Annotated in this window: 1 protein-coding gene; it reads left to right on the forward strand. The window is 57.6% G+C overall.

The genetic code is table 11. The annotated features are described in order from the left end of the window. On the forward strand, positions 1–10,904 hold a 10,904-nt coding region (locus BLS15_RS28305), incomplete at both ends, for a non-ribosomal peptide synthetase (protein WP_254777421.1).

Consider the following 10,904-nt stretch of genomic DNA (forward strand, 5'->3'; position numbering starts at 1 on the left):
CCAGCGCTGCCAGAAGCGCGCATCGAGGGAATGATCCAGGATGCCGGTATCCGTATCCTGCTGAGCGAAGGGATGCAGACAGAAAAGGTGGCGGACTGGGAAGAAACGCCGCTGCGGCATGTCCTGTGCTTGGATGAGGAACGCTCAGCCGTTACGGAGATAGCTGCTGCGGTTTCCGAAGGGAAGAAGGAACGCTTGACCGCCACGGATGCCGAAGGGCAGAAGAACTGTTCCGCCATGGTGAGGTTTGCCTCCGCGGAAGAACTGGAAATCTATTCGTCGGCCTCCACAGAACCAATGGATGTACAGTCGGATGTACCGACAACGCCGATGAACAGCGCGTATGTGATCTACACATCCGGCACCACCGGCAAGCCCAAAGGCGTGGTGGTGGAGCACCGGAACGTCGTGAACTTTATCGCAGGGATGGTGAGCTCGCTGCCGTTTGCGCCGTCTGCGTCGATCCTCTCGGTCACAACAGTGTCCTTCGACATCTTCGTGACCGAGAGCTGGGTACCGCTCAGCTGCGGGATGCAGATCGTTCTCGCCAGCGAAGCGGAGCTTCAGGATCCTGCGCTGCTGGGCGATTTGCTGGCGGAACATCCGGTACAGCTGATGCAGACGACGCCTTCGAGGCTGTCAATGATGCTGGAGCAGGAGCACAGCGCAGTGCAACTGCGTCGTATACCAGCTCTGTTAATCGGCGGCGAGCCGCTGCCTGCGGCGCTGCTGAAGCAGCTTCGGGCGCAAACGAATGCGTCGCTGTACAATATGTACGGCCCGACGGAGACGACGGTGTGGTCTACGTTTGAACATCTGGAGGATAGCGAAGGAGGAAAAGTCAGCATCGGCCGTCCGCTGGCGAACACGCAGGCGTACGTGCTGAACGAAGCGCTGCAGCTGCAGCCGATCGGAGCCGTAGGCGAGCTGTGTCTTGGAGGCGCCGGAGTCGCTCGCGGATACTGGGCGCGCGAAGATCTGACCAAGGAGAAGTTTGTCGATCATCCGTTTCTCTCGGGAGAGCGGATCTACCGGACGGGCGATTTGGCCCGCTGGCTGCCAGATGGCAGATTGGAGCATCTTGGACGGATCGACCATCAGGTGAAGATCCGCGGTTACCGGATCGAACTGGGCGAGATCGAAGCGCATTTGCTACGAATTGAAGGCGTAAACGAAGCGGTCGTGACGGTTGTCGCCGGGGGAACGCAGGAACTGTGCGCCTATGTAACAGGCAGCAGCGAGCTAACGGCGCAGGCGATGCGGAGCAAGTTGTCGGCGAACCTTCCGACCTACATGATCCCCTCGCACTTCATTCGCTTGGAGAGGATGCCGCTCACGCCAAACGGGAAATTGGATCGCAAGGCGCTGCCTGCGCCGGAAGGGGAACTGCAGACGGGAACGGAGTATGCAGCGCCGCGCACGGTAACGGAAGCGAAGCTGGCGCAGCTATGGCAAGAGGTACTGGGGCTGGAGCGTGTCGGCATTCGCGATAACTTCTTTGACATCGGGGGCCATTCGCTCCGAGCGATGACGCTTGTAAGCAGAGTGAATAAGGAAATGAGCGTGAGCCTGCCCCTAAGAAACGTGTTCTTTTATCCGACAGTCGAAGAGATGGCGCAGGCGATCTCTGAGCTGGAGCAGCTGGAATATGCCGTCATTCCGCAGGCCGGAGCAAGGGACTACTTCCCGGTGTCCTCGGCGCAGAAACGGATGTACATTTTGCAGCAGTTTGAAGGTGCAGAATTAAGCTATAGCATGCCTGCAGCCTTGTTATTCCATGGACGCGTGGACTTTGCACGATTGGAACAGGCTTGCCGGGAGCTTATCGCCCGCCACGAGGTGCTGCGAACCGGGTTTGATGTGGTGGATGGCGAGCCTGTCCAACGAATTAGCGCCGAGGTCGCGTTCGATTTGCCTTATCGGGAAGCCGGGGACAGGAGAGCGGAAGACCTCATCCGGGAGTTTATTCGTCCTTTCGATCTGAGCCAGGCACCGCTGCTGCGCGTTCAGCTGACCAAGCTGACCGATACGCAGCATCTGCTCCTGTTTGACATGCATCATATTATTTCCGACGGAACTTCCATGGGCATTTTGATTGAAGAGGTGACAAGGCTGTATGCTGGCGATCGTCTCGAGCCCGTATCGCTTCATTATAAGGATTATGCTGTGTGGCTGGCGGAAAACCGTCATATAAATACGTATGTCCAACAAAAAGAGTACTGGCTGCAGCAGCTTGGCGGTGAGCTTCCGGTTCTTCAGCTGCCGGCCGATTTCGCCCGTCCGTCGATCCAAAGCTTCGTGGGCAGCCGAATGGATTTCACGATCGATGCAGAATTGACGGCCAGCATCAAGCAGCTGGCGCAAGACACAGAAACTACATTATTTATGGTACTGCTCGCTGCTTACAGCATGTTCCTGGGCAAATTGGCAGGTCAGGACGAGATTATTGTGGGAACGCCGCATGCCGGCCGGCCGCATGCCGACCTGTCTGGCATGCTCGGCATGTTCGTCAACACCTTAGCCATCCGCTCGATGCCTTCCGCTGACAAAACATTCCGAAGCTATTTGGAAGAAATGAAGCAACTGGCTTTAACGGCGTTTGAGCATGCGGAGTACCCGTTTGAAGAACTGGTGGATCAAGTCGTACGGCATCGGGATGTGAGCCGCAATCCGATTTTCGATGCGATGTTCGTGCTGCAAAATATGAACCGATCCGAACTGCAGATGGCCGATGTCGACATTACACCGTACGATTTGGAAAACCCGACATCGAAATTCGACTTGTCGCTATTTATTCACGAGGAGGGACAGGAACTGCACGGCAGCCTGGAGTACGCGACAGCGCTCTTCGAGGTGGATACGATCTCACGGTGGAAAGATCATTTCATCACGCTGCTGCAGCATATGGCCGCTGACCCGGATGTCACGCTCGGCAAAGCAAGCTTGCTGAACGAACAGGATCGGATGACGCTCCAAGGCTGGATGGATGGGCCTGCACAGAAAACGCCGGATGCCACAGTGCATCAGTTGTTCCGTAAGCAGACGAAGGCAACACCGGAAGCTGTTGCGCTCGTATGTGCCGATACAAGGCTTACCTACGAAGAACTGGATCGGTTGTCGGATCGCCTTGCCGCTGTCCTGCGCCAGGAACAGATCGGCAGCGACAGTATTGTCGGGCTGATGGCGGGACGTTCCGCCCACATGATGATTGGTTTGCTGGGCATTTTGAAAGCCGGCGCGGCTTTCCTTCCAGTCGACCCTTCCTATCCGGCGGAGCGCATAGCGTACATGCTGGAAGACTCGAAGGTGGCTTGCCTGCTGGCGGATGCCCCATCCGCTCCAACGTGCGAAGGCCTTGGATATGAGGGCAAGACGCTCATTGTCGAAGAGCTTCTTGCGGCTAGCGAGCAAAGTGCGTGGAGCCGTGATAGCTCTGATAGCTCTGATAGTTCTAATAGTTCTAATAACTCTAATAACTCTAATAACTCTAATAACTCTAATAGCCTTGATAGCGGCTCCTACGAGCTGGATACGGAGAGCAGCCGATTGCTCTACGTCATCTATACGTCGGGTACGACGGGGAAACCGAAAGGCGTTATGTTGGAACATGGCAACCTTGTAAACTTGATCATGCATCAATACGAGCATGCGTCCATTCCATTTGACAAACAGGTGCTGCAGTATGCGTCGTACAGCTTTGATGTGAGCTATCAGGAGATTTTTTCTACCTTGCTGGCGGGCGGAACGCTGCATGTGATCGAGGAGGATATGCGTCAAAATCCGACTGCGCTCTTCCGCTATGTGGAGGAACGAGGCATTTCAACCTTGCTGCTGCCATCGTCGTTCGTCAAATTCGTGTGGAACGATCCGACCTACGAAGCGAGTTGGCCAACGTGTGTGCAGCATCTGATTACGGCCGGAGAGGCGCTGATTGTCGGTTCGGCGCTGCAGCGCTACTTGCAGGAGCAGGGCGTCACGCTTCACAATCATTACGGCCCTTCGGAGACGCATGTAGCAACCACGTACACGATCAGACCGCAAGAGCCGATGCTGGCGCTGCCGCCGATCGGCAAGCCGATCAGCAATTCGTCCGTGTACATTTTGGACGGGCTCGGACAGCTGCAGCCGATCGGCGTAGCGGGTGAGCTGTATATCGGCGGCGCTTGTGTCGGCCGAGGCTACTTGCATCAGCCGGGCTGGACGCAGGAGAAGTTCCTGGCCAATCCATGGCTGGAAGGAACCAGAATGTATCGAACCGGGGATCGGGCCCGCTGGCTGGCCGATGGCAACCTGGAGTATTTGGGCCGTATCGATCATCAGGTGAAAATAAGAGGATACCGGATCGAACCGGGCGAGATCGAAACCAGACTGTTAGCGTTGGAAGGAATTCGAGAGGCGGCCGTCATCGCGCTGCCCGATGAGCGTGGCAATCATGAGTTGTGCGCGTATGTAGCAGGCGAACGCGAATTTACATTCGCCGAACTGCGCGAAGCCTTGCGATTGAACTTGCCGGACTACATGATTCCGGCGTATGTCGTGCAGCTGGAAGAGCTGCCGCTGACGAATAACGGCAAAATCGACCGCAAAGCGCTGCCCACGCCAGAAGGGACGCTGCGAACGGGAACAGAGTATGCAGCACCGCGCACAGCGACGGAAGCAAAGCTGGCGCAGCTATGGCAAGAGGTGCTGGGGCTGGAACGTGTCGGCATCCGCGATAACTTCTTCGACATCGGGGGCCATTCGCTCCGAGCGATGACGCTCGTATCGCGCATTCATCAGGCGCTGGAGGCGGAGGTGCCGCTGCGGCAATTATTCCTCTCGCCAACGATTGAAAGCTTGGCGGCTGCACTGGAGGCGGCGGAGGGCCGCGCATTTGAAGCGCTCGTGCCTGCCCCGGCGCAGGCGGCGTATCCACTGTCGTCCGCGCAAAAACGGCTGTATGTGCTGCAGCAGCTGGAGGGCGCCGAGTTGAGCTACAACATGCCTGCTGCGCTGCGCCTGACGGGAACGCTGGATCGTCAGCGGCTGGAAGCCGCCCTCCAGGCGCTCATCGCCCGCCATGAATCGCTGCGCACAGCGTTTGCGGCGGTAGACGGAGAGCCGATGCAGCGCATCGTAGAGGCTCCGGACTTCACCGTCGCGTACGAGGAGGCGAGAGGAGCCGAGGCGCAGGCTTTCATTCATAGCTTCCTCCGTCCGTTTGAACTTGGCGTTGCGCCGCTGCTGCGGACGACGGTGGTACGGCTGGACGAAACGGATCACGTGCTGTTGTTCGATATGCACCATATTATTTCGGACGGCACCTCGATGAACATTTTGGTGCAGGAATTGACGAAGCTGTATGCGGGAGAAGAATTGGAACCGCTGCGTTTGCAATACAAAGATTATGCGCTCTGGCAGCAAGGCTACCGGCAAAGTGCGGCCTACCGGAAGATGGAAAGCTACTGGCTAAGCCAGTTTGAAGAGTTTGCAGGCGAGCTGCCGGTGCTGAGCTTGCCGACGGATGCTCCGCGACCTGCGGTGCGCAGCTTCGAGGGAGATCGGGTCGAATTTGAGCTGGACAGCGTGCTGGCGGAAGCGGTCAGAGAGCTGGCGAGGGAAAACGGCGCGACCGTGTACATGGTGCTGCTGGCCGCGTACAGCGCCCTGCTCGGGCGGTTAAGCGGTCAAGAAGAAGTGATCGTCGGTACGTCGATCGCCGGACGTTCCCATGCGGATCTGCAAGGGATGCTAGGCATGTTTGTCAATACGCTGGCGCTGCGGATGAACCCATCCAGAGAAAAGCCGTTCTCGGCTTACTTGGAGGAAGTGAAGCAGACGGCGCTAGGCGCATTTGAGCATGGGGACTACCCGTTCGAGGAACTGGTGGAGCAGGTTGTGAAGCAGCGGGATATGAGTCGAAGCCCGTTGTTTGATGCCATGCTGGTGCTGCAAAACACCGAGCAAGCCGAATTGGAATTGGCGGGTCTGCAATGGACGCCGTATCCGATCGAGAGCGGAGCAGCGAAATTCGACTTGACGCTGTCGGTCAGCGAGCACGAGCAGGGGATGCGATGCTCCCTGGAATATGCGTCCAAACTGTTCGAACGGACGACGATCGAGCGCTGGGCGGGTCACTTCACCGAGCTGCTTCGTCAAACGGTTCGTCATCCGCAAGCGGTGCTGGGAAGCATCGAGGTGCTGACGGCTGAAGAGCGGGGAGAACTGCTGGTGACATTCAACGATACGGCGGTGGAGCTTCCGGCGGAAGCAACAGTACATGCGCTGTTCGAACGGCAGGCTGCATGGACCCCGGATGCGGTAGCTGTGGTATTTGAAAATAGGCAGCTGACGTACCGAGAGTTGAACGAGCGGGCGAACCGCTTGGCGAGAAGATTGCAGGCGCAAGGGACGCAGCGTGAGCAATCGATAGGCATCATGGCTGAACGCTCGCTGGAGATGATTGTGGGCATACTGGCGATCCTAAAAGCAGGTGGAGCGTATGTGCCGATCGATCCCGAATATCCTCAGGAACGCATCTCCTATATGTTAGAGGATTCCGGGGCGCAGGTGCTGCTGATTCAGAAGCATTTGAAGGAGAGGGCTTCTTTTGCGGGAATCAAGGTGGAACTGGAAGAGGAGCCGTTGTCTGGCGCAGAAGAATACTTCGCGAACAGTGCGAACTTGGCAGTGGCGGCAATGGCCGACGATCTGGCGTACATCATCTACACGTCGGGTTCAACAGGAACGCCTAAAGGGGTATCCGTGACGCATCGCGGAGTTGTCAGACTTGTTTCGTCATCGGATTATGTGGACATTAGCGAACAAGACGTATTTTTGCAGGGCTCGACGATTTCCTTTGACGCTGCGACGTTTGAGATATGGGGCAGCTTGCTGAATGGTGCGGTTCTGGCGATTTTGCCGCCCGGTAAATTGTCGCTAACGGACTGGGTGCAGGCGATTCAGCAGCATCACGTCAGTATTTTGTGGCTAACGGCTGGCTTGTTTCATGTGATGGTGGAAGAGCAGTTGGAAGGTTTGAACGGGGTGAAGCAGCTGCTGGTTGGCGGTGACGTTGTTTCGAGGCCGCATGCAAAAAAAGTGTTGGAGCGATTCAGCGAATTACGGTTGATCAACGGTTACGGCCCGACGGAAAACACAACGTTTACGTGCTGCCATGAAATCCGGATGTCGGATGTGGAGCGCACGTCGATTCCGATCGGTCGTCCGATCAGCAACACGCAAGTATACGTGCTGGGCAGAGCCAAAGAGATATTGCCTATTGGCGTGATTGGAGAGTTGTATACCGGCGGCAGTGGACTGGCACGCGAATACTTGAACAACCCGGAGTTAACAGCGGCGAAGTTTGTGGAGCATCCGTTTGCAGCGGGCGAGCGGTTATACCGAACAGGCGATTTGGCCCGCTGGCTTCCGGATGGAACAATAGAGTATGCAGGTCGCATGGACGATCAGGTGAAAATCCGCGGTTACCGTATTGAGCTTGGAGAAATCGAAGCGCAGCTTCTTCGCGTAATGGACGTTCAGGAAGCGGTGGTCATCGCCCGCGAGGACGAAACCGGTCGGAAGACGCTGTGTGCGTACATCAAAGCGACACGTGATCTAGAAGCCGATGAACTCCGAAACACTTTGTCGCAAAAGCTGCCAGGTTACATGATCCCGTCGTACTTCGTGCAGCTTGCGCAGATGCCGCTGACGCCCAACGGGAAAGTGGACCGCAAAGCGCTGCCTGAGCCGGTAGCAGGCATGAGTGCGGGGACGGAATATGTCGCCCCGCGCACGGGCGAGGAAAAAGCGCTCGTGTCTGTCTGGCAGTCGGTATTAGGCGTAGAGAAGATTGGCGTCCTAGATCATTTCTTCGAGCTTGGCGGCGATTCGATCAAAGCGATTCAAGTCGCTTCGCGGCTATTGCAAGCTGGGTATAAGGTCGAGATGAAAGACCTGTTCCGCTATCCGGTCGTCTCCGAGCTTAGCTCCCAGATGACGGCGGTCACTCGCCGTGCGGAACAAGAAGAGGTGCATGGTCCAGTGCCGCTTACGCCGATCCAGCGCTGGTTTGTGCAGCATGATCCCGTGGATATGCATCATTTCAACCACGCGGTTATGCTGCACCGGGAAGACCGGTTCGACATCGGGGCGCTGCGCCTGACGATGCAGCGCATCGCTAGGCATCACGACGCGCTGCGGATGATTGTCACGCAGACGGAAGACGGCTACATTGCTTGGAACCGCAGCGTAGAAGACGGCGAAGGCTACAGTCTGGACGTATTTGACTTCCGTGGCGAAGAGGATTGGAGCCAGCGGGTCGAGACGGAGGCCGACAAGCTGCAGGCTAGCTTCTCGCTGGGCGCCGGTCCGCTCCTGAAACTGGGCTTGTTCCAGTGCCTGGACGGGGATCATTTGCTGATCGCGATTCATCATTGGGTCGTCGACGGAGTCTCCTGGCGCATCCTTTTTGAGGATATCGCGTCAGCTTACGAACAAGCGGCGCAAGGACAGGACATTCGGCTGCCGCTGAAAACGGACTCGTTTCAAACGTGGTCGCGGCAGCTTGACGCTTATGCGGCAAGTCCAGCAATGGAGGCTCAGTGTGCTTACTGGCAATCGATTGTAGAGAAGGGCGTAGTGCCTCTGCCCAAAGATGATGAGCAAGGCGTGTCAACGCTGGCCGCCAGCCGGACGCTGACGGTGGAGTGGTCGCAGGCACAGACGCAGCAATTGTTGAAAGAAGTACATCGGGCCTACGGGACGGAGGTCAACGATCTGTTGCTGACCGCACTGGCGATGGCGGTTCAAGCGTGGAGCGGACTCGAACGCGTGGCGGTCTTGCTGGAAGGCCACGGCCGAGAACCGATCGCGGCGGATGTGGATGTAAGCCGAACGGTCGGCTGGTTTACGAGTGCGTACCCGGTGGTGCTGGAGATCGAGCCGGAGATGAGCCTGCCGCAGCGGATCAAGCGCGTGAAGGAAACGCTGCGTGCGATTCCGCAAAAAGGGATCGGCTACGGTCTTCTGCGCTACATGTCCGCGTCGGATGAGGCGGAGTGGGCGTGCGATCCAGATATTTCGTTCAACTATTTGGGACAGTTCGATCAGGATTTGGAGCACAGTTCGCTGCGAATCTCGCCGCTTTCTACGGGCGAGGCGATAAGTGGCAGAAGACAGCGTGCGGCGGCACTGGAATGCAACGGAATGATCGCGGAAGGAGTGCTTCGTCTGCACATCAGCTACAGCGCGGAGCAGTACCGCCAAGCGACGATGGAGCGGTTCGCGCACGAGTTGCAGATCAGCTTGCAAGAGCTGCTGGCCCATTGTGTCGCGCAGGAGAGAACGGAACTGACGCCAAGCGATTTACTGCAGCCTGGCTTTACGCAAGAAGAGCTGGATACGCTCATGCAGCGGAGCGAAGCGTTAGGTGAGATCGAAGATGTGTACGCGCTGACGCCGATGCAGCAAGGGATGCTGTTCCACAGCCGCCTGGATCCGCAAGCCGGCGCCTACGTGAATCAGATCCATCTGACCCTGCAAGGCGAGCTGCAGCCGGCAGCATTTGAACAAAGCTGGCAAGCCGTCGTACAGCGGCATGCGGTGCTGCGAACGAGCATCGACAGTGAGTGGCGAAATGAGCCGCTGCAAGTCGTGTACCGGAAGCGGCCGTTTACAATCGCCTATCGCGATCTGTCGATGTACGACGCGGGCGAGCAGGCAGCTAGCATAGCGCGGTGGAAGTCGGACGACCGGAAGCGAGGCTTTGTGGTAGCGTCGGAGAGCCTGATGCGTGTGTCGGTGCTCCGCACAGGAGAGCAAACCCACGAGGTGTTATGGAGCTTCCATCACCTGTTGATGGACGGCTGGTGCTTGCCGCTGGTCATGGAAGAAGTGTTGGGGATATACAACGCCTTGCGCGCCGGAGAAGAGGCGCCGTTACGCAGCGTCCGCCCGTACAGCGACTATATCCGCTGGCTGTCCGAACAGGATGGGAATTCGGCACGAAGCTACTGGAAGGAGCAGTTGGAGGGCAGCGAAGCGCTGTCTGCGCTGCCGAAGCAGCAGCGTCAGGCGCAAGGCTATGAAGCGAAACGCGTGAGCTGGATCGTCCCTCGGGAGCAGAGCAAAGCCATCGCACTGGTGGCTACTGCGTACGGCGTAACGGTGAGCACGCTGCTGCAAACGGCATGGGGACTGGTGCTGCACGCCTACAGCGGCAGCAGGGATGCGGTATTTGGCGGCGTCGTGTCGGGCAGACCGGCAGACCTGCCCGGCGTGGAAGGGATGATCGGACTGTTCATCAATACGCTGCCTGTCCGGGTAACGTGCGAGGGACAGGAGACGGTTGCGGATCTGCTGCGCCGCATGCAGGCGAAGGCGCTGGCCTCGCAAGGGTACGCCTACTATCCGCTGCATGAGATCCAGGCGCAGTGCGCCGGAACGAGAGAACTGTTCGACCATATTCTTGTGTTCGAGAACTATCCGATGCAAACTGCGCAGGCAGAAGCGTCTGCGGATGCAAGCGGACTGGAAATTACAGGGGTTCAGGCGGACGAACAAACGAATTATGACCTGAATGTGATGATTCAGCCGGGAGAAGAGCTGCACATTCATTTCGATTACAACGGACTGGTGTACGAGCAAGGCACAATGGAGCGATTGCAAGGTCACTGGATGCGGATGGTAGAGCAGATCGTGTCCACCCCGAACATGGCGGTAGACAAGCTGGAACTGCTGACGGCCGAAGAGCGGGAAGAGCTGCTGGTGACATTCAACGATACGGCGATGGAGCTGCCTGCGGAAGCGACGGTACATGGGCTGTTCGAACAGCAGGCTGCACGAACGCCGGAGCAGCCGGCACTCGTAAGCGGAGAGGCGGTATGGACGTACGGCGAGCTGGAGGCGCGAGCCAACCGCAT

It is taken from the genome of Paenibacillus sp. cl6col, from assembly GCF_900102125.1.
In the GTDB taxonomy this organism is placed as follows: Bacteria; Bacillota; Bacilli; order Paenibacillales; family Paenibacillaceae; genus Paenibacillus_B; species Paenibacillus_B suaedae.